Genomic DNA, 21395 nt, shown 5'->3' on the forward strand with positions numbered 1-21395 from the left:
GCGGGGCAGGGCTGGTTCGCCGCCTGCCGGGCGGGGGCGGCGATGTCCCGCTCGGCCTGTTCATCGTCGTGGTCAATGTCCTGACGAAGTGACCGGCCGCGCGGGTGCGGCCGGGCGCGCCGCACCGCGCGGACCGGCCCGCCCGGCTCCGGGCCGGCTCGGTGCCGGCGCGCCCGTTGTGTTCCGGCCGGTCCCCCGGGGTGCGGACGGCGTCCGCCGGCCTGGGACGGGTTGGTTCACAGCTCGCAGGAGACCAGTTCGTCGGCGGCCGCGTTGACCGGCTGCGGGGTGCCGGTGAGGTCCATCACGAAGAGGGGCACGCCCAGTTCGTCGGCGCGGGTGCGGGCTTCGTCGGTGTATCCGGCGAGGGAGAACAGCACGCCCGCGGCCGCCTCGTACATGCCGTACAGCCAGATGCCCTCGACGGCGCGCAGCGGGGTGCGGCTCGTGGTCGGGTCGACCCGCGCGACGACGTCGGGGCCCCTGAGGTCGACACCGGACTCGGGTCGCGGCTCGGCCGCCGTCACACCGTGGAAGCCGAGCCAGCGGAGGTAGAGCCCGGCGGCGGTGACCGCGTCGCGCGCCGTACGGATCGTCAGGGGGCGGAACGAGGGCCGGGGCGCCGCGGCCGTGCGCGGCAGCGGGATGTGGGACGGGCGCGGCGACCAGTCGTGCGGCGGCCAGTCGTGCGAAGGCCAGTCACGAGGTAAAGCGGCCCCGGTGCCCGCGGCCGAGGGGTCCGCGGGTTCTCCGCGCGGCGGCCCCGCGGGCGCGTCAGGTTCCACCGGGATGCGCAGCATCGTGCCGCAGGGGCAGTCGAGTTCGGGCTGCGGCCAGTGCCCGTCCCGGCCGCAGGCCCGGCACCGTACGACGACCCATTCGTCGGCCCAGGACCTGCGGACCACCGGCTCGGGCCGTGCGCCGTCGCGCAGGGGCGGCGCCACCGGCGCACCGCACGCGCACGCGTACGTCGGTGCCGCGTAGCGGTGTCTGCGCCCGCAGGCCGGGCAGTCCACGCTGATCCCGCGCTCCGCTTCCATCACGTGCCCCCCACAGGCCTCTCGTCGCCACTCCGGCCGATTGCGTTGCGTGGTCCATCGTCCACCAAGAGCGAGGTATTGGGGAGAGGACGCAGGCCTCCCCCTTGACTGGCCGGACGCCCCGGCCTACCTTGATTTCCGTATAGCAAAACAGTAATTCCACATTACGGAATTGGCGCTCTCAGGTGGTGCGACAGAGCCCGAATCCGCCAGCCGAATGAGGAGCACTCATGCCTCGAATGACCGCCGCCCGCGCGGCAGTTGAGATCCTGAAGCGCGAGGGTGTGACCCACGCCTTCGGTGTGCCGGGTGCGGCGATCAATCCGTTCTACGCCGCCCTCAAGGCGGCAGGCGGCGTGCAGCACACGCTCGCGCGCCACGTCGAGGGCGCGTCGCACATGGCCGAGGGCTACACGCGCACCCACCCGGGCAACATCGGCGTCTGCGTGGGCACATCGGGCCCCGCGGGCACGGACATGATCACCGGTCTGTACTCGGCGACCGGCGACTCGATCCCGATCCTGTGCATCACGGGGCAGGCGCCGACGGGCGTGATCCACAAGGAGGACTTCCAGGCCGTCGACATCGCGTCGATCGCCGGGCCCGTCACGAAGGCCGCGACGACCGTGCTGGAGGCCGCCCAGGTGCCCGGCGTGGTGCAGCAGGCGTTCCATCTGATGCGCTCGGGCCGCCCGGGCCCCGTGCTGATCGACCTGCCGCTCGACGTCCAGCAGACCGAGATCGAGTTCGACCCGGACACCTACCAGCCGCTGCCGGTCTACCGCCCCACGGCCTCACGGGCCCAGGCGGAGAAGGCCGTCCGGATGCTCGCGGCGTCCGAGCGTCCGCTGATCGTCGCGGGCGGCGGGGTCATCAACGCGGACGCGCACGCCCTCCTGGTGGAGTTCGCCGAGCTGACCGGCACCCCGGTCGTGCCGACCCTGATGGGCTGGGGCGCGATCCCCGACGACCACGAACTCAACGCCGGAATGGTCGGGTTGCAGACCTCCCACCGCTACGGCAACGCGACGTTCCTGGAGTCCGACTTCGTCCTCGGCATCGGCAACCGCTGGGCCAACCGGCACACCGGCAAGCTCGACGTCTACCGCGCGGGCCGCACGTTCGTGCACGTCGACATCGAACCCACCCAGATCGGCCGGATCTTCGCCCCCGACTACGGCATCGCGTCGGACGCGGGCGCCGCGCTCGCCCTCTTCGTCGAGGTGGCGAAGGAGCTGAAGGCCGCCGGCCGACTCCCGGACCGGAGCGCCTGGGTGGCCGCCGCGCGCGAGCGCAAGGCCACCCTGCACCGCAGGACGCACTTCGACGACGTGCCGCTGAAGCCGCAGCGGGTGTACGAGGAGATGAACCGCGCCTTCGGCCCCGAGACGCGGTACGTGTCCACGATCGGCCTCTCGCAGATCGCGGGCGCGCAGATGCTGCACGTCTACCGGCCGCGCCACTGGATCAACTGCGGGCAGGCCGGCCCCCTCGGCTGGACCGTCCCGGCCGCGCTCGGCGTCGCCACGGCCGACCCGGAGGCGAGCGTGGTGGCGCTGTCGGGCGACTACGACTTCCAGTTCATGCTGGAGGAGCTTGCGGTGGGCGCGCAGCACCGCATCCCGTATGTGCACGTGCTGGTCAACAACGCCTACCTGGGGCTGATCCGCCAGGCGCAGCGCGCCTTCGACATGGACTTCCAGGTCAACCTGGAGTTCGAGAACATCAACTCGCCGGAGACCGGCGGCTACGGCGTCGACCATGTGAAGGTCGCCGAGGGGCTCGGCTGCAAGGCCCTCCGGGTCACCGAACCCGACCGGCTGCTGCCCGCGTTCGAGGAGGCCAAGAAGCTGGCCGCGGAGTACCGGGTGCCCGTGGTGGTCGAGGCGATCCTGGAGCGCGTCACCAACATCGCGATGAGCGGCAGCGACATCGGCTCGGTCAACGAGTTCGAGGACCTGGCCACCGCACCGGGCCACGCGCCCACCGAGATCCTTCCGCTGGCCTGACCGGCGGAGGCCCCCGGGGGACGGCCCGGGGCAGAGCGACGGGCCCCGTGGCCGGCGACCACCGGACACGGGGCCCGCGTTCACGATCGCTCCGTGAACCGCTCCCGCAGCTCGATCTTGCGGACCTTGCCGCTCACCGTCATCGGGAACGCGTCCACGATCTCCACCCGGTGCGGCACCTTGTAGTGGGCGAGGCGTCCCGCGCAGTACGCGGCGACCTCCCCGGTGCCCGGCGGATCGGCCGGGTCGCGGGGGATGACGCAGGCCACCACCTGCTCGCCGTAGCGCTCGTCAGGGACGCCCACCACCTGGACGTCGGCGACCTTCGGGTGGGTGTGGAGGAACTCCTCGATCTCGCGCGGGTAGATGTTCTCGCCGCCCCTGATGATCATGTCCTTGATCCGGCCGACGATGCCGACATAACCGTCGTCCCTGATCACCGCGAGGTCGCCGGTGTGCATCCAGCGGCCCGCGTCGATCACCTCGTCGGTGCGCCCCGGCTCGTCCCAGTAGCCGAGCATCACGCTGTACCCGCGCGTGCACAGCTCGCCCGGCTCGCCGCGCGGCAGGGTCACACCGCTCGCCGGGTCGATCACCTTGACCTCGATGTGCGGCAGCGCCCGCCCGACCGTGCCGGTGCGGCGCTCCAGGTCGTCCTCGCGCCGGGTCTGGGCCGAGACGGGCGACGTCTCCGTCATCCCGTAGCAGATGGACACCTCGGTCATGTTCATCTCGGCGACGACGCGCTTCATCACCTCCACGGGACAGTTCGAACCCGCCATGATGCCGGTGCGCAGCGAGGAGAGGTCGTACGCGGCGAAGCCGGGCAGGTCGAGTTCCGCGATGAACATCGTCGGCACGCCGTAGAGCGAGGTGCACCGCTCCGCCTGCACCGCCGCCAGGGTGGCCGCCGGGTCGAAGGACGCGGCCGGGATCACCATGCAGGACCCGTGGGAGGTGGCCGCGAGGTTGCCCATCACCATGCCGAAGCAGTGGTAGTAGGGCACGGGGAGGCAGATCCGGTCGGCCGGGGTGTAGCCGACCGTCTCCCCCACGAAGTAGCCGTTGTTGAGGATGTTGTGGTGGGAGAGCGTGGCACCCTTCGGGAAGCCGGTGGTGCCCGAGGTGTACTGAATATTGATGGGATCGTCGCAGGACAACCCCGCTTCCCTGGCGGCCAGTTGGTCCGCCGTCGCGCCACTTCCGGCCGCGACCAGTTCGTCCCAGCTCGGATCGCCGATGTAGTGCACGGCCCGTAGCGCGGGGCACTCGGCCCTGACCTCGTCCACCATCGCCCGGTAGTCGCTCGTCCGGTGCGCCACCGAGGCGACCAGCAGTGAGACGCCCGACTGCCGCAGCACGAAGGCGACTTCGCCGGTGCGGTACGCGGGGTTGACGGTCACCATGACCGCGCCGACCCGGGCCGTCGCGTACTGGACGAGCACCCACTCCGGGCAGTTGACGGCCCAGATGCCGACGCGGTCGCCCTTCTCGATCCCGAGGGCGATGAGGGCGCGGGCGAGGCGCTCCACGTCCGCGCCGAACTCGGCGTAGGTCCAGCGCCGCCCGGAGACCGTGTCGACCAGCGCGTCGCGCGCGCCGTGGGCGGCCACGGAGCGGGCGAGGTTCGCGCCGATGGTGTCGCCGAGCAGCGGCGTGGTGCCGGTGCCGTGGGTGTAGGAGAGGGCTCGGGAGGGCGCGGCGGCGGAGCCCGGTGCCTGCGTCATGTCAGGTCGCCCTCCGCGAACTCCTCGCCAGGACCGGCCGCGGTGCGCTCGCGCAGCTCGATGCGGCGGATCTTGCCGGACACGGTCTTCGGCAGCTCGCCGAACTCCAGCCGCTTGAGGCGCTTGTAGGGTGCGAGCACCGCCCGGGAGTGCTCGAAGATCGCCTTCGCCGTGGCGGGACCCGGCTCCCAGCCCTCCGCGAGCACCACGTACGCCTTCGGCACGGCGAGGCGGACCGGATCGGGGGCGGGCACGACGGCCGCCTCGGCGACCGCCTCGTGTTCCAGGAGCGCGCTCTCCAGCTCGAAGGGGCTGATCTTGTAGTCGCTCGCCTTGAAGACGTCGTCGCCGCGGCCCACATAGGTGATGTAGCCGTCGGCGTCGCGGGTGCCGATGTCGCCGGTGCGGTAGTAGCCGCCGGCCATCGCCTCCGCCGTACGCTCCGGGTCGCCGTTGTACCCGGTCATCAGGCCGACCGGGCGGTCCGCGAGGACCAGGCTGATCTCGCCCTCGGCGACGCCGGGTTCGCCGGTCACCGGGTCGAGCAGCTCGACGGCGAAGCCGGGCAGCGGGCGGCCCATCGAGCCCGACTTCAGCAGCTGGCCGGGCGAGTTGGCGATCTGCACCACCGTCTCGGTCTGGCCGAAGCCGTCCCGGATGGTGACGCCCCATTCGCGCCGTACCGTCTCGATGACCTCGGGGTTCAGCGGCTCCCCCGCGGCGACGGCCTCGCGCGGCGGGGTGCGCAGCTGGGTCAGATCGGCCTGGATGAGCATCCGCCAGACGGTGGGCGGGGCGCAGAAGCTGGTGACGCCCGAGGCGTCCATCTCGGCCATCAGCCGGGCCGCGTCGAAGCGCGTGTAGTTGTGGATGAAGACCGTGGCCTCCGCGTTCCACGGCCCGAACAGGTTGGACCAGGCGTGCTTGGCCCAGCCGGGCGAGGCGATGTTCAGGTGCACGTCGCCCGGCTTCAGCCCGATCCAGTACATCGTGGCGAGGTGCCCGATCGGGTACGAGACGTGCGTGTGCTCCACGAGCTTGGGGCGCGCGGTGGTGCCCGAGGTGAAGTAGAGCATCAGCGGGTCGTCGGCGGCGGTCGGGCCGTCCGGCTCGAAGCCCGCCGGCGCCGCGTACGCCTCCTCGTACAGCCGCCATCCGGCGGGTGCCGGGCGCCCGGCGCCGGGGCCCGCGCCGACGACAATGCGGGTGTAGTCCCCCGGTACGCCGGTGAACTTGGCGGTGTCCGCGGCCCGCACGATCACATGCCGGGCGCCGCCGCGCCCCACCCGGTCGCGCAGGTCGGCCGTGCCCAGCAGCGGCGTCGCCGGGATGACGACGGCGCGCAGCTTCATCGCGGCGAGCGCCGTCTCCCACAGCTCGACCTGGTTGCCGAGCATCACCACGACGCGGTCGCCGGCCCGAACGCCCTGCGCGCGCAGCCAGTTCGCGGCCTGGTTCGAGCGGGCCGCCATCTCGGGAAAAGTACGGCGGGTGCGGGTGCCGTCCTCCTCGACGATGTGCAGCGCGAGCCGGTCCGCGTTCCGCGGGTCCTCGGCGATCCGGTCGAACCAGTCGAGGGCCCAGTTGAAGTACGCGGGCCGGGGCCAGACGAACCCGTCGCAGGCGCCCCGGTAGTCCTCCCGGTGCGCCAGCAGGAAGTCGCGAGCCGCCCTGAACCGCCCCGTGGGGCCGTCCGGCGCCGTGCCGGGGCCTGTGGTGCCGCCTGACGTCATGTGGTGCCCTTCTCGTCGCCGGCCTCATTGCCGGACCCGTGCCCCGCATCGTGTAATCAGTGTCACAGGTCTCACCACCCCCGAACGGGGGTGTCCAGGAAACGCGGTGGAGGTACGGATACGTGTCGGGTGCGGGCGACTCCCAGGAGATCCGGTCGGCGCTGCTCGGACTGCGCAGATCGGCGGGGCTGCCCATCGCGTTCGGCGGGCTGCTGCACGACGCGGCGAGCCTGCGGCTGACCGAGCTGACGGGCGCGGCGACGCCCGCCCTGCGCGGTCTGCTGATCTCGTCGGGGCACGGCGTGGGCGGCAAGGCCCTCGCGCTCGCCAGGCCGTGCGGGGTGGCGGACTACACGGTGGCACGGCACATCAGCCACGAGTACGACACGGCGGTCGCGGCCGAGGGGCTGCGCTCGGTCGTCGCGGTGCCGGTGGTCGTGCACCGGCGCGTACGCGGAGTCCTGTACGGGGCGCTGCGGGCGCCGCTGCCGATCGGGGACCGGGTGTTCGACGCCGCGGTCGCCGCCGCACGGGACGTCGAACAGGCCCTGGCCGTACGGGACGAGGCGCGGCGGCTGCTGGCGCGGGCGGGCGGCCCCGAAGCCTCCTTCGACGCCGATCCGGGCGCGGGCGCGAAGCCCGGTGCCGCCTCGGGCGCCTGGGAGGAGGTGCGGGCCGCCCACGGCGAACTGCGGGCGCTGGCCTCGCGGATCGCCGACCCGGAGCTGCGCGGGACGCTGCTCGCCGCGTGCGCCCGGCTGTCCGGCGCGGCGGCGCCCGCGCGAGGACCGGCGGCGCGCCAGGCCGCCCTGGCGCCGCGCGAGGTGGACGTGCTGTCGTGCGTGGCGGCCGGTGCCACGAACGCGGCGGCCTCCGAGGCGCTGGGCGTACGGCCGGAGACGGTGAAGGGCTACCTGCGCTCCGCGATGCGCAAACTGGGCGCGCATACTCGGCTCGAGGCGGTGGTGGCGGCGCGCAGGGCCGGGCTGCTGCCGTAACCGGGGACGCTCCCCGGCCGGCTCCCTCCGGTCAGGGGCCGCGCTCCCTCAGTCGACCTCGACGCGCGACCCGTCCGCGAAGCGCACCGTGACCCGCTCCCCCTCGACGTCGCAGCGCGTCGTTCTGGCGAGCGCTTCGGGGTCGGCGGCGTCCCTGCCGAGCAGGACGAGGGTGACGTGCACGCTCGTTCCGCCCTCGGCGCCGTCCGTACCGCCGGCGCCGCCGGTGCCGTTCGCGGTGCGCCCGCTCAGCCGGGGCGTCGCCGAGTGGGTGCCGAACGCGTTCGTCCCCAGATGGCGGTCCACCTCGGCTCCGCCGTCGTCCCAGCCGTACAGGGCGACGACCGCGCTGGTGAGGCCGTCCTCGGTGCGGGCGAGCGCCCAGCCGGGGCCGGTGCGCGCGACGGGCTCGCGCGGGCCCGCGACCGCGTGGCCCCCTTCCGCGAGGGGGAGTCCGGCCTCGGCGCGTATCCGGTGCACCCGGATCTCCCAGGGCCCGTGCAGGACGCTGGTGGTCTCCACCGGCACGGCCCGGGCCCGGCCCGCTGGGCGGGCCTCGTGCCGGGAGGTGGCGGAGCGTCCGCCGCACCGCAGGAGCTGGACGCGCCCGCGCGGGGACGGGGCGCCGTCCGCGGAGAGCAGGGCGAGCCGGCCGTCGACGGCGCTGCCCAGCGCGCTCTGCCCCGTCTCGGGCGCGGTGGCGGTGGAGTACGCCACCTTGGCGTAGTGCGGGTCGTCCTCCTCGGCCGGGCCGCTCGGGGACTGGTGGTCGCTGCCGTGGTTCACCAGGCGTACGAGCCCGTCGTGGCGGGTGCCGTGCAGCAGCCAGCCCGGTGCGGGCAGCGCCGTGTACGTATCGGCCCGCTCGACCGGGAGAGGGGCCTCCCTGGCCGTCCACACCGGATGGTCGGGCGGCAGCAGCAGCCCGAGGAAGCCCTTGCTGCCCCAGTACGGGGAGGCGGGGCCCGAATAGGGCTGGGTGGCGGGCAGGAACGTGCCGTACCAGCCGAGCGGGAGCAGGCCGCGCTCGTCGGGGACGCCCCGTTCCACGAAGTGGCGGGCCACTCCCGAGGCGAGCCTGCGGGTCAGCCCCGGGCTCAGCGGCGAGCAGTCGGCCAGGGCGCCCATCCACACCGGCGCGGTCACGGCGAAGCGGTAGGCGAGTGAACGCCCCTGGTGCACGGGCGCGCCGTCGCCGCCGAAGAAGTGGGGGTACGGGCCCAGGAAGAGGCGGAGCCGCTCCCGCAGGACGGCGGCCCTGCCGCCCGCGTCGCCGCCGGCCATCCGCGCCCACATCAGCGGGTAGAAGTGCAGGGCCCAGGCGCCGTAGTAGTCGAAGTTGCGGCCGTCTCCGTCGGTGTACCAGCCGTCCCCCACGTACCAGTCGTCCAGGCGCTCCAGGCCGGACTCGATGTCCTTGGTGCGGTGGGGCGCGCCGACGGACGCGAGGAACTGCTCGGAGACGACCTGGAAGAGCCGCCAGTTGTTGTCCCAGGTGCGGGCGCCGTTGAAGCCGGACAGCCACGCCACGACGCGGGCCTGCACCGGGGCTTCGAGCCGGTCCCAGATCCAGGGCCTCGTCTCGTGCAGGGCCACGGCGACGGACGCGGCCTCCACCATCTGCTGGGAGCAGTCGGTCAGGGCGGGCCAGGCCTCGCCCGACGCGGGGTCGGTGCCGGCGTCGAGGCCGCGCGTGTACCGCTCGACGAGCCGTTCGTCCACCGCACCGCCCGCACCGCCCGCGCCGGCGATCCGGAAGGCGGCGAGCAGGAAGGTACGGGCGAAGCCTTCGAGGCCGTCGAGCGCCACACCGGACCACGAGCCGCGGCCGGGCAGCCGGTACTGCGCGCCGCGCGGCGAGGCGTACGGCGCGACGCCGTCGAGCAGCGCGTCGGCCAGCGCTTCCCAGTGGGCGCGGGTCCAGCCGGTGCGCGAGGAGCGTACGCGGTCCGTGGGAGGGAGTGTGAGGAACGGCGGGATCAACGGGACCTTCCTGACATGGATGGGTGCGGCCCGGATGCGGGCCCGGGGTTCCGGGCCCGGTGTGGCAGTTCGGGGTGTGGGGGTCGCCTCGCGGCGGGCCTCGCGAGCCGGGCGCGACTTTGCGGACACGGCCTAGGGCCGCGGGTCCCGGGGAGCGACGGAGTCACGGACGACGAGGTGGGTGCCGAGCCTCAGCACGCCGGACTCGGGCTCGCGCCAGTCGTCGCCGGCCGCGGTGCCGAGTCCGAGCCGCACGGCCTGGCGCCCCATCTCCTCCAGGGGAATGTGTACGGTCGTCAGCCGGGGCCGCATCTCCTGGGCGACCGGGATGTCGTCGTAGCCGACGAGTGACACGTCGTCGGGTACGCGCAGTCCGGCCTCTTCGAGCGCCTGCGCCGCCCCGGCGGCGACGATGTCGTTGGCCGCGAACACGGCCGTGAACTCGGTGCCGTCCGCGAGCACTTCGGCCATCTCCCGGTGGCCGAAGCTCCTGCTGAAGGCGCCGGTCCGCAGCAGCGACGCGTCCGGCGACGCGCCGCGTGTCCGCAGCGCCCTGCGGTGTCCGGCCAGCCGGTCCCTGGTGGTGGAGAGCCGGGGCGGGCCGCCCAGGTAGACGATGCGTTCGTGGCCGCGCGTCAGCAGGTGGTCGGTGAGTGCGAAGGCGCCGCCCTCGTTGTCGTACTCGACCCCGGCGATGGGTACGCCGTCGCCGAGCGGGGGACGGCCGCAGAGCACCAGCAGGGCGCCCCGGGCGTGGAGTTGGCGGGCACGCGTGGAGAGTTCGAGGGTGTAGCGGCGGTCCTGGATGCTGCCGCCGACCACGACGATGCTGTCGGCGCGCCGTTCGTCCAGCAGGTCGATGAAGGCGAGTTCGCGCTCCGGGTCCCCCTGCGTGCAGCAGACGAGGCACAGCCTCCCCTGCCGTGCGGCCTCCCGCTCGACGCCCCGCGCGATGTACGCGTAGAAGGGGTCGATGACCTCGTTGACGATGATGCCGACGGTGCCGGTGGAGGAGCCGGCCAGGGCGCGGGCGTGCGCGTTGACGACATAGCCCAACTCCCTCACGGACGCCTCGACCTTGGCGCGGGTGGCGGCGGCGACCGGGTAGTTGCCGTTCAGTACGCGGGAGACGGTCGCGGTGGACACACCGGCGTGGGCCGCCACGTCGGTGACGGTCGCCCGGTGTTTTCCGCCGTTCGCCTTGTCTGCGCGGCGCATGGGCCCCTCTCCCTGTACGCGGTCGTGACCGGTCCAGCCTATTGCGGCGCCCGGCCCGCTCATGCCGTGCGGTCCCAGTCCGCGGCGCGGACCGGGTGGCGCAGCGGCTCTCCGCGGGCGTACCTGCGCAGTTCCTCGACGGCGCCCGCGCCGAGCCGGGCCGCCTCGTTGCCCTGGGCCCCCGCCAGGTGCGGTGTGAGGAACACATTGGGCAGGTCCCACAACGGGTGGTCCCTGGGCAGGGGTTCGGGGTCGGTCACATCGAGCACCGCGTCGAGCCTGCCGCTGACCAGGTGCGGGGTGAGCGCCTGGGTGTCCACGAGGCTGCCCCGCGCGGTGTTGACCAGCAGGGCGCCGGGGCGCATCAGGGCGAGGCGGCGCGCGTCGAGCATCCGGTGCGTCAGCGGGGTCGCGGGGGCGTGCACGGTGACCACGTCGCTGCCGGCGAGCAGGGTGTCGAGGTCGCACGGCTCCGCGCCGAGCGCCCGCGCCCGCGCCTCGTCGACGTACGGGTCGTACAGCAGTATCCGGGCTTCGAGGGTCCGCGAGAGCAGCTCGATGACGCGCCGTCCGGTCCGGGACGCGCCGATCACACCGACGGTCAGTCCGTGCCCGCCCACCCAGGCGTAGCGGTCGAAGTCGTCCGGGGTGCGGTGGGTGCGGCGGTCCGTGTACACCCGGGACAGCGAGAAGGCCCGCTTCGCGCCGAACACGATGGCGGCGAGGGTGAATTCGGCGACGGGGACGGCGTTGGCCTCGGCGGCGGAGGAGACCACGACCCCGTGGTCGAGGACGTCACGGTGCAGGAAGGTCTTCACGGTGCCCGCCGCGTGGATGACCGCGCGCAGCCGGGGCGTCCTGGCCAGCAGGGCCGCGTCGATGGGGGCGCAGCCCCATCCGGTGACGAGCACCTCGACCAGGGCCAGGGTGGCCGGGGACGGGGTTTGGAAGTCCGTGACGGCTTCGGGGAGGCTCAGTTCGGCCCACTCCTCCAGCCGGCCTCTGACCTGCGGGGGGAAGAGTTCGCCTGTCAGGGCGGGGTTCATGGCGAGGAGGGCGCGCGGTCTCCTCGTCACGCCGGCGCTCTCGCCACCCGCGGGCCGGGCCGGTGCCTCGTCGGTGGTGCGCACCCTGCCTCCGAATAGTAAGCGTGTTCTGTCAGGGCAGCACGCTAGGGACGCGACCGGGCAACCGTCAAGGCGGGAGGAACCGCAGCGGGCCGCCAACTCGATTCACACGCCGCTGAGCTGGCACTTTCCCGAACTGGAATGACGGCGCGACGAGGAAGCAACACGGATCTTCGCCCGAATGTATTGACGGGACCGTAACCGCTTACTACGTTGCCGCAGCAGAGCAGCCCACTCCCGTACCGATCCCCGCTCCCCGCGCCGGGGAGACGGCCCAGGGACAGGACCCAGGGCGCACCTGCGTCAACTCGCCGAAGAGGGAACCCCGATGGCCGACACCGCAACAGGTCCACCGCTGGATCGAACCGGCCGCCGCCCGACGGCGCGAGCACCGCGTGCGGCCCGGCGGCTGTCCCTGTGGCAGCGGATCAAGCGCGACAAGGTGATGCTCCTGCTCACCCTGCCGGGCCTGCTGTACTTCGTGGTCTTCCACTACGTGCCCCTGCTCGGATACGTGGTGGCGTTCCAGGACTACGAGCCCTACCTGGGCTTCATGCACAGCGCCTGGGACGGCTTCGCCAACTTCACCGGCGCGTTCGAGCAGGCCGCCTTCTGGTCGGCGACCGGCAACACGCTGGAGATCGCCCTCATCCAGCTGGTGTTCTTCTTCCCCGTCCCGATCGTGCTCGCGCTCCTGCTGAACAGCATCGCCGGCGAACGGGTCCGCAGGTTCGTCCAGAGCGTCATCTATGTGCCGCACTTCATCGGCTGGGTCATCATCGTCTCCGTCTTCCAGCAGATCCTGGGCGGCGCGGGCGTCCTGCCGAGCCTGATGGGCAAGGTGGGGCTCCCGCACTACGACATGATGTCCGACCCGCACGCCTTCCCCTGGCTGCTCACCCTGGAGCTGGTGTGGAAGGACTCGGGCTGGGGGACCATCATCATCCTCGCCGCGCTCCTGTCCATCGACCGCGGGCTCTACGAGTCCTCCGCGATCGACGGGGCGGGCCCCTGGCGGCGGCTCTGGCACGTCACACTGCCCGGGATCTCCCCGGTCATCGTGCTGCTGCTCATCCTCAACCTGGGCAACATCCTGTCGGTGGGCTTCGAGCAGATACTCCTCCAGCGGGACGCGGTCGGCCCGGACGCCGGCGAGGTCCTCGACACGTACGTCTACTACCACGGCATCCGGGACAACGACTGGGGCGTGGCCGCCGCCGTCGGCCTCGTGAAGGCCGCGATCGGAGCGGGCCTTGTGATCGGTGCCAACAAGTTCGCCCACCGGCTCGGCCACGAGGGGGTGTACCGCGGTGCTGACCGCTGAATCGACCGCCTCCGCCGAGGCGGCCCCCCGCCCGTCCGCACGCGGGACGCCAGGCCGCCGTGGATGGAGAAGCAGGGGCCGGTCGCCCGCTGGGGCAAGGGCATCGTGCTGGTCCTCGTCGTGCTCGCGGTGGTCTATCCGCTGCTCGGCGTCGTCGCCACCAGCTTCGCGTCCCAGACGGACATCGTCCGCAGCACCGGTCTGGTGCTGTGGCCGGCGCACCCCACACTGGAGGCGTACCGCACGGTGTTCGCAGGTGGTGTGGTGACCCGCGCGCTGCTGGTCAGTGTCGGTGTCACCGTCCTCGGCACGGCCGCGAGCCTGCTGGTGACCATCTGCATGGCGTACGGGCTGTCCCGCAGCGAGGTGACCGGGTCACGGGCGATCCTGATGACGGCGCTGTTCACGATGCTGTTCAACGCGGGCATCATCCCCAACTTCCTGCTCGTGCGCTCGCTCGGCATGTACGACACGTACGCCTCACTCGTGATGCCGACCCTGGTCAGCGCCTTCAACCTGGTCGTGCTGCGGGCCTTCTTCATGAACCTGCCGCAGGAGCTGTACGACGCGGCGCGCGTGGACGGCGCGGGCGACCTGCGCATCCTCGTCCGCCTGGTACTGCCGCTGTCGAAGGCCGTGATCGCGGTCGTCAGCCTGTTCTACGCGGTGACCTACTGGAACGCGTTCTTCAACGCGCTGCTGTACCTGGACGACTCCGCCAAGTGGCCGCTGCCCATGGTGCTGCGCACCTACGTCCTCCAGGGCCAGAGCCTCAGCGGGGCGGCGACGGGCGAGGCGGTGGCCCCGCAGGAGGCGGTGCAGATGGCCGTGCTCGTGATCGCGGTGGTGCCGATCCTGCTCGTCTACCCCTTCCTCCAGAGGTACTTCACCAAGGGCGTGCTCACCGGGGCCGTCAAAGGCTGACCCCGTTCGCGGCCATCCCCTCGCCCCGAAGACACCGAAGCCAAGGAGTCACGCATGTCCCCCACCGCCCCGGTCGACCGCAGAACACTGCTGCGTCTTGGCGCGGGTCTCGGCCTCGCTCTCGCCGCGGGCCCCGCCCTCGCCGCCTGCGGCGACGGTGCGATCGCCGCGGAACCCGAGGCGAAGAGCGACGCGTTGCTGCCCCGTACTTCCGTGCGGAACATCGGTCTGAGGCCCGACCTGCCCGGCACGGCCTCCGGTGTGCCGCAGGGGTTCTTCCGCTACCCGGCGCGGCTGTTGCGGGCGACCCGGGGCAAGCCGCTGAAGGGCGCGAGCCCGATCAAGGCCGCCACCGAGACGTTCCTGCCGCCCCCGCCGCAGCGCTCGGACAACCCGGCCTGGCGTGCCATCGAGGATCTGCTGGGCGGGCGGGTCGACGTCGTCGCGGTGCCCAGCGACGACTATCCGACCCGCTTCTCGACCATGATCGCGGGTGGCGCCCTGCCGGACATCTTCGAGTACCCGGAGACCGGCGGCGTCGACAACAAGGTGGCCTTCTTCGACGCGGAGTGCGCGGACCTCACCCCGCACCTGGCGGGGGACGCGGTGCGGGACTACCCGAACCTCGCGGCGATTCCCAAGGCCGCCTGGCAGGACGCGATCTTCGGCAACAAGCTCTACGGGATACCCATCTCCCGTACGGGCACCGGCGGTGCGGGCTTCTACCGGCACGACCTGTTCGCCCGCGCGGGCGTCACGGACCTGGGGCAGATCACCGGGCTCGACCGGTTCGTCGAGCTGTGCAAGGAGCTGACCAGGCCGTCCAGGAACGAGTACGCGATCATGGCGGGTGCGACGAACCTCGTCGCCATGAGCGCGGGCGCGCCGAAGGACTGGCGCTTCGAGGCGGCGACGGGGAAGTTCACCCACCGGCTGGAGACACCCGAGTTCCGCCACGCCGTCGAGATCCTGCGCGGCCTGTACAAGGCGGGCTGCTTCTACCCCGGCACGATCGGGATGTCGGGCGCGCAGAAGTCCAAGTACACCGACCTGTTCAAGAGCGGCAAGGCCGCCTACGTGTACGACGGCATGCCGGACTACCTCACGCCGGGCACCGGCTACCTGGACGCCATGTCCTCCGTCGACCCGTCCTTCGACACCCGCCCGATGGTGCCGTTCGGGCCGCATCCGCTGGTGTGGGCGGACAACATCTCGCTGTCGAACGTCCACATCAAGAAGGCGTCCGGCGAACGGGTGCGGCAACTCCTCGCATTCGCCGACTTCGCCGCCGCACCGTTCGGCAGCACCGAGTACACCCTCATCAACTACGGCGTGGAGGGGACCGACTTCCGGCGCGACGCGCACGGCAACCCGGTCCTCACCGACAAGGGTGTGCTGGACACCGCGACCCCCTGGAAGTTCTTCGGCTCCGCGGTGCCCGCCGTCTTCAGCCCCACCTCCGAGAAGGGGGTCCGCTACGCGCATGCCGCGTTCGCCGAGATGATCCCGCGGATGGCCGAGGACCCCACGCTCGCCTACTCGTCCCCGACCTGGGACTCCAAGGGCAACGGAAGCCTGCTCAGCCTGGAGGGGGACGGCATCAAGGACCTCATCACCGGAAGGAAGCCGATGTCGTGGTTCGCACAGCTGGCCAAGGAGTACCTGAGAGCGGGCGGGGAGAAGGCCCGGGCCGAGTTCGAGGAGGCCGCGCAGAAGGGGGCGCACACGTGAGCCGCCCGAGCGTCCACGGTCCGGGCGCCGACACCGCCTCCGGCCCGCACGGCACCACCGCGCGCGGTCCACGCGGCGGCGCCCCGGGCCGGCGCGCGGTCCTCGGGCTCGGCGCGGGCGCCGCCCTCGCCTCCGTGCCCGTAGGCGCGCCCAGCGCCTCCGCACGGCCCGCCGGGGCACGGGGATTCGACCCCCGGCCCGGCGCCCCCGGAGTCGGCGACCCGCTCTTCCCGACCCTCGGCAACGGGGGCTACCAGGTCGACCACTACGACCTCACCTTCGACTTCACCCCGGTCACCTACGACTTGACCGGGACGATCCGGATCAGCGCGCACGCCACCCAGGACCTGTCGTCGTTCAACCTGGACACCGACGGACACACCATCGACGCGGTCACCGTGAACGGCCGGCGGGCGGCCTGGGCGCTGTCCGAGGGGCAGAGCGGCCAGGAGCTGACCGTCACGCCCGCCGCCCCACTGCACAACGGCGCCGGGTTCACCACCCAGATCCGCTACCACGGCAACGGCAAGGCCCCGCGCAGCGGCCTCAGCGGCTGGGTGTTCGGCGCCGACGGCGGCTTCGCCTGCGCCGCCCAGTCCTCCCGCGCCGACACCTTCTTCCCCTGCAACGACACGCCCTCGGACAAGGCCACCTGGACCTTCCACATCAGCGCCCCCGAGGGCTATGTGGCCACGGCCAACGGGCGGCTGACCCACAAGACCCGCCGCGCCGACGACCGTACGGTGTGGCACTTCGCACTGGCCGAGCGCATGGCGACCGAGCTGTGCGGCATCGCCGTCGTCCGGGGCACCTACCTGTACGGGGCGAGCCACCGGGGCCTGCCGCTGCGGCACGTCGTACCGCTCGGAGAGGAGGACGCGTACGCCCCGGTGGTGGCCCGTACGGCGGACCATCTCGCCTGGCTGGAGGCGAAGTTCGGGCCCTACCCGTTCTCGCTGTACGGGCTGCACATCTACGGCGGGTACACCGACGCGCTGGAGAACCAGACGCTCACCCTGATGGGCACCAACTGGTTCAAGCCCGACGCGCAGGGCCACCCCGCGTGGGAGAACACCATGGTGCACGAGCTGACCCACCAGTGGTGGGGCGACTCGGTGACGCCGAAGGACTGGCAGCAGGCCTGGCTCAACGAGGGCCCCGCCACGTACTACGCGGCGCTCTACGGCGAGGAGCACGGCTGGTCGTCCATGGCCGCGACGATGGAGAAGACCTACCGCGGCCTCGACGCGGTGCGCGCGAAGGACGGCCCGCCGGGTCTGCCGAACGCGCTCGGCGGGACCAACATCTACGACGGCGGGGCCCTGGTCCTGTACGCGCTGCGGCTGCGCGTGGGCGGTCCCGCCTTCGACCGGATCATGCTCAACTGGCCTCGGCTGCACCGGGACTCCAATGTGACCAGCGAGGACTTCATCCGGCACGCGGTCGCGACGGGCCGCGACGCCTCGCTCGACCCGTTCCTGCGCGCCTGGCTGTTCGCCCCCGCCAACCCGCCCATGCCCGGCCATCCCGAATGGAGTGCGACCGCGTGAAACGACCCCTGTTCGCCGCACCGCTCGCCGCGGCGGCGCTGCTGACCGCGGGGCTCTCCCCCGCCGTCGCCGCGCCCGCCGCGCACCGGGCGCCCACCGCCGTCTCGTACGCCTCGCCCACCGGCTCCGGCTCCCTCTGCACCAGGGCGAGGCCCTGTTCGCTGGAGGGCGCACGCGCGAGCGTCCGCGCCCGGATCGCCCGCTCCCCGGGCCGCGATCTCCGGGTCGAGCTGCTCGGCGGCACCTACCCCATGACGTCGCCGCTGCGGCTCGGCGCGGCGGACTCCGGCCGCGACGGCGCCACGGTCTCCTGGGAGGCCGCGCCCGGCGCCCACCCCGTCCTGTCGGGCGGCGAGACACTGCGCGGCTGGCACGAGAACGGGGACGGCACCTGGAGCGCACCGGTGCCCGCGGGCACCGACGCCCGGCAGCTGTTCGTGAACGGCGTACGGGCCACGCGGGCGCGCGGCGCCGCCTGCTCCGCCGAGGTCTGCGACGCGGACAAGGACGGCATGAGCGGGGCGAGGGCCACCGGGATCGACGGGTGGGCGGACGCCACCGGCGCCGAGGCCGTCATCAAGGTCCGCTGGCGCATGTACCGCTGCCGCGTCACCGCCGTGCACGGCGACCGGATGACGTTCGCCGAGCCCTGCTGGAAGAACGCGTCGAGCGGCACCGGCCGCACCGGCCCCTCCTGGGACAGCACGGCGGTGGACTCCAGCGGCTACACCGGGGTCGCGTGGTTCGAGAACGCCCGTGAACTCATCGACCGGCCGGGCGAGTTCGCCTACGACTCGGGCGGGCGCACCGTCACCTACCTGCCGCGTCCCGGCGAGGACATGCGGCACGCCGAGACCGTGGCTCCGGCGTCCGAGCACCTCGTGGAGCTGGACGGCGCGCACGACCTCTCACTCTCCGGCCTCGGCTTCGCCTACGCCGCCTACGACCAGCCGGACACGGCCGACGGGTACGTCGGGACGCAGGCCGGCCTCACGCTGACCGGTGAGAGCGGGCCCGCCGACATGTCCGGGAGCCACTACACCGAGCCGGCCGCCGCCGTCACCGTGCGCGGCGGGCGCCGGGTGGCCCTGGAGCGGGACACCTTCAGCCGGCTGGGCGGCGCGGGTGTGATCTTCCAACAGGGCACGCGGGACTCCTCGGTGAGGCACTCCCGCTTCACCGGGATCTCCTCGGGCGCCCTGTACATCGGGGACACCGACCCGCACCCCACCGCCGCTCTGACCGGCTCCGGCAACACCGTCGCGTACAACACCATCGACCACACGGGGCTCGACTACACCGACTCCGTCGGCATCTGGGCGGGGTACGAGCAGCACCTCACCCTCGACCACAACACCCTCCGGGATCTGCCCTACGCGGGGATCTCGGTGGGCTGGGGCTGGAACCAGCCGAACGCCCGCACCGCGGAGCTGCACGGCAACCGCATCACGGGCAACCGGATCTCCGACGTGATGCGCGTCGCCGACGGGCAGCACGACGGCGGCGCCGTCTACACCCAGGGCGACCAGCCGGGCGCGGTGATCGCGGACAACTACATCGACCGGGCCGCCTACGGCAACACCCAGCTCGACGGCAACGGCGTGTACCTGGACGAGCAGTCCTCCCACATCACCGTGGAGCACAACGTCGTCACCCGCGTCGGCTTCAAGTGGGTGTCGAACTGGGCCGACTACGGGATCGACAACACGGTACGGGGCAACTGGACCGACACCTCCGCGCCCGCGCCCGCCGGCACCGGGTCGACCCTGAGCGGCAACCACACCGGCCTCGACACGCTGCCCGCCGCCGCCCTCGCCGTCGCGGCCCGCGCGGGCGCGGGCGCTCCCGCGGTGGACCCGATGCTGCCCGACCTCGCCCGCGCCGGGCACGCCACCCAGTCCACGACGGACGGGACGGCCACGGCGGACGCGGCGCTGGACGGCGACACCACCACGGACAGCGGGACGACGGCCCGGCCGGGGTCCTGGTGGCAGGTCGACCTCGGGCGGGTGCGGAGCATCGGCAGTGTGGAGCTGTGGAACGACGCGTCGATGACGACGAAGGACGCGGTGGTGTCGGTGAGCACGACACCGGACTTCGCCCACGCCACGACCGTCGCCCTCAGCGGGAGCGTGCTGCGGCCCAGCGTACTGAGCGGCCTCCGCGCCCGCGGCAGGTATGTCCGCGTCACTGCGCCGGGCGGCGCGGGAGTGGGTCTCGCGGATGTCCGCGTGCATCCCTGACCGGCCCGCAGGAGTGGCCGCCGCACTCTGGACGCCGCGGGCTTTCTCCCCTCTTCTCCTCAAAGGACTGATGCCGACGTGACCACCACCGACCTCCGCCTGGGCGTGCTCGGCTACGGCCTGCGCGGGTCGCTGGCCCGCACCGCCCACCGGCCGGGCCACGGCTCGCGGGTCACCCTGCTCGCCGACCCCGACCCGGCGGCGCGTGCGCTCGCCGAGGCCGGCCTCGACGGCGTACGTACGCTGGCCGGTCACCGGGAGGTGATCGCGTCGCCCGACATCGACGCGGTCCTGCTGCTCACCCCCGACCACACCCACGCGGCGCTCGCCGACGAGGCGCTGCGGGCCGGGAAGCCCGTCCTGGTGGAGAAGCCGCTGGCCACGACGGTCGAGGACGCCGACGCGATCCTGGCCACCGCCAGGGAGACCGGCACACCGCTGTACGTCGGGCACAACATGCGCCACATGCCCATGGTCCGCCTCATGCGGGACGTCATCACCCGGGGCGAGATCGGCACCGTCAAGACGGTGTGGGTGCGCCACTTCGTCGGGTACGGCGGCGACTGGTACTTCAAGGACTGGCACGCGGAGCGGCGGCACACCACCGGGCTGCTGCTCCAGAAGGCGGCCCACGACATCGATGTGCTGCACTGGCTGGCCGGCGGCTACACCACCACCGTCCAGGCCCTCGGCGACCTGATGGTCTACGGCTCCATCGCGCACCGCAGGGAGCCGGGCGAACCCAAGCCCGACGACTGGTACACGCGCGACGGGCACTGGCCGCCGCACACCCAGCGCGGCCTCAACCCGGTCATCGACGTGGAGGACGTGTCGCTGGTCAACATGCGTCTCGACAACGGGGTGCTGGCCGCCTACCAGCAGTGCCACTTCACCCCGGACTACTGGCGCAACTACACCGTCATCGGCGACGAGGGGCGGCTTGAGAACTTCGGCGACGGGCCGGGCGCCACCGTCCGCGTGTGGAACAGCCGCAGGTCCGGTTACCGCGCCGAGCCCGACGCCGAGTACCCCGTCCCCGATCTCCAGGACACGGCGGGCCACGGCGGCGCGGACCCGCTGCTCGTCGACGAGTTCGTGCGGTTCGTCCGCGACGGGCGTCCGACCGACACCTCGCCGGTGGCCGCGCGGATGGCGGTGGCGGCGGGCGCCTGCGCCACCACCTCACTGCGGACGGGCGGCGGCGCCGTCGCCGTTCCCCCGCTCGATCCGCGTCTGGCCGCACACTTCGACACCGGGCTCCCCGAAGGCCGGTGAGAGACCGCGCCGGCGCCCCTCCCGGGTCCGCCGGCCTCGCACCACCCCGTAGCGCCCTGGCCGCCGGGCCACGGCATTCCCCTGGAGGGTGACATGCGTACATCTGAGGAAAACACCACCGCGGAGACCCGCGACGAATGCGCCGCGAAGCCGGCGCACACCACCGCACGCGCGCAAACCCCCGGCCGTAGGCGGGCGCTGGCGCGGGTGGCCACCGTCGCCGGCGGAGCCGCGCTGCTCGGCGTCGCGATGACCGGCTCCTCCTGGGCGTCGACGCCGACGAGCAGCTGGTCGACCGGCGCCCCGACCTCGGTCTCCCAGCTCACCCTGCCGATGTCGTTCGAGTCCGCGCCGGACGCGGCGGGCATGTACTTCGCCTTCTACACCACGCTGGAGAGCGGGACGCGGCCCTACGCGGGCTTCCAGCCGAAGCCGGCCGGGCCCGACGGGCATCCGCAACTCCAGGCGGTCTTCAGCTCCTTCAACGCCGATGCCACCACGAGCGACGACCAC

General features: G+C 72.7%; 14 protein-coding genes. 8 read left to right on the forward strand and 6 right to left on the reverse strand.

Annotated elements, in window-relative coordinates; all coding sequences use genetic code 11:
• Positions 1-236: 236 nt before the first annotated feature.
• Positions 237-1040 (reverse strand): hypothetical protein, encoded by an 804-nt coding sequence (locus LCE31_RS07215; protein ID WP_225013159.1) that lies wholly within the window; start codon positions 1038-1040, stop codon positions 237-239.
• A 230-nt stretch (positions 1041-1270) separates the two neighbouring features.
• Here LCE31_RS07215 and gcl point away from each other — a divergent pair, with 230 nt between their 5' ends.
• Positions 1271-3049 carry a glyoxylate carboligase gene (gcl, locus tag LCE31_RS07220; RefSeq protein WP_225013160.1) on the forward strand — a complete coding sequence of 593 codons (1779 nt, stop codon included), beginning with the start codon at positions 1271-1273 and terminating at the stop codon, positions 3047-3049.
• An 80-nt stretch (positions 3050-3129) separates the two neighbouring features.
• Here the strand turns inward: gcl and LCE31_RS07225 are convergent, their stop codons facing one another.
• Entirely contained in the window at positions 3130-4776 is a 1647-nt protein-coding gene (locus LCE31_RS07225; RefSeq protein ID WP_225013161.1) for an AMP-binding protein, read from the reverse strand.
• The gene (locus tag LCE31_RS07230; protein WP_225013162.1) at positions 4773-6509 is read right to left on the reverse strand and encodes an AMP-binding protein; all 1737 of its coding nucleotides are present in this window, start codon (positions 6507-6509) and stop codon (positions 4773-4775) included. Before LCE31_RS07230 ends, LCE31_RS07225 begins: the two co-directional genes overlap by 4 nt.
• Positions 6510-6631: 122 nt before the next feature.
• Between LCE31_RS07230 and LCE31_RS07235 the strand changes: the two genes are divergently transcribed.
• Positions 6632-7507 carry a helix-turn-helix transcriptional regulator gene (locus LCE31_RS07235; protein WP_225013163.1) on the forward strand — a complete coding sequence of 292 codons (876 nt, stop codon included), beginning with the start codon at positions 6632-6634 and terminating at the stop codon, positions 7505-7507.
• 48 nt (positions 7508-7555) lie between these two features.
• On the opposite strand, the gene LCE31_RS07240 is transcribed toward LCE31_RS07235, so the two are convergent.
• The 3 genes from LCE31_RS07240 to LCE31_RS07250 all read right to left on the reverse strand — a co-directional run bounded on the left by LCE31_RS07240 (position 7556) and on the right by LCE31_RS07250 (position 11838).
• Entirely contained in the window at positions 7556-9490 is a 1935-nt protein-coding gene (locus LCE31_RS07240) for a DUF2264 domain-containing protein (protein ID WP_225013164.1), read from the reverse strand.
• A gap of 132 nt (positions 9491-9622) precedes the next feature.
• Complete coding sequence (locus LCE31_RS07245; RefSeq protein ID WP_225013165.1) at positions 9623-10708, reverse strand: LacI family DNA-binding transcriptional regulator; 1086 nt, start codon at positions 10706-10708, stop codon at positions 9623-9625.
• Between the two features lie 59 nt (positions 10709-10767).
• On the reverse strand, positions 10768-11838 hold the full coding sequence (locus LCE31_RS07250; RefSeq protein ID WP_374118424.1) for a hydroxyacid dehydrogenase: 1071 nt from the start codon (positions 11836-11838) through the stop codon (positions 10768-10770).
• 325 nt (positions 11839-12163) lie between these two features.
• On the opposite strand from LCE31_RS07250, the gene LCE31_RS07255 reads away from it, so the two are divergent.
• The 6 genes from LCE31_RS07255 (at position 12164) to LCE31_RS07280 (ending at position 20882) form a co-directional block, all read left to right on the forward strand.
• Positions 12164-13159, forward strand: a complete 996-nt coding sequence (locus LCE31_RS07255) for an ABC transporter permease (protein WP_225013166.1) — start codon at positions 12164-12166, stop codon at positions 13157-13159.
• Between the two features lie 63 nt (positions 13160-13222).
• Positions 13223-14083 (forward strand): carbohydrate ABC transporter permease, encoded by an 861-nt coding sequence (locus tag LCE31_RS07260; RefSeq protein WP_225013167.1) that lies wholly within the window; start codon positions 13223-13225, stop codon positions 14081-14083.
• A 54-nt stretch (positions 14084-14137) separates the two neighbouring features.
• Positions 14138-15814, forward strand: a complete 1677-nt coding sequence (locus LCE31_RS07265) for an extracellular solute-binding protein (protein WP_225013168.1) — start codon at positions 14138-14140, stop codon at positions 15812-15814.
• On the forward strand, positions 15811-17364 hold the full coding sequence (locus LCE31_RS40785; RefSeq protein ID WP_225013169.1) for a M1 family metallopeptidase: 1554 nt from the start codon (positions 15811-15813) through the stop codon (positions 17362-17364). The genes LCE31_RS07265 and LCE31_RS40785 overlap by 4 nt, the downstream gene beginning before the upstream one ends.
• A complete protein-coding gene (locus tag LCE31_RS07275) occupies positions 17361-19607 on the forward strand; it encodes a right-handed parallel beta-helix repeat-containing protein (RefSeq protein WP_225013170.1) in 2247 nt (748 codons plus the stop codon). The genes LCE31_RS40785 and LCE31_RS07275 overlap by 4 nt, the downstream gene beginning before the upstream one ends.
• Positions 19608-19685: 78 nt before the next feature.
• On the forward strand, positions 19686-20882 hold the full coding sequence (locus tag LCE31_RS07280; RefSeq protein ID WP_225013171.1) for a Gfo/Idh/MocA family protein: 1197 nt from the start codon (positions 19686-19688) through the stop codon (positions 20880-20882).
• The last annotated feature ends 513 nt before the right edge of the window (positions 20883-21395 follow it).

Origin of the sequence: Streptomyces sp. 8L (genome assembly GCF_020176795.1) — a bacterium.
Classification (GTDB): Bacteria; Actinomycetota; Actinomycetes; order Streptomycetales; family Streptomycetaceae; genus Streptomyces.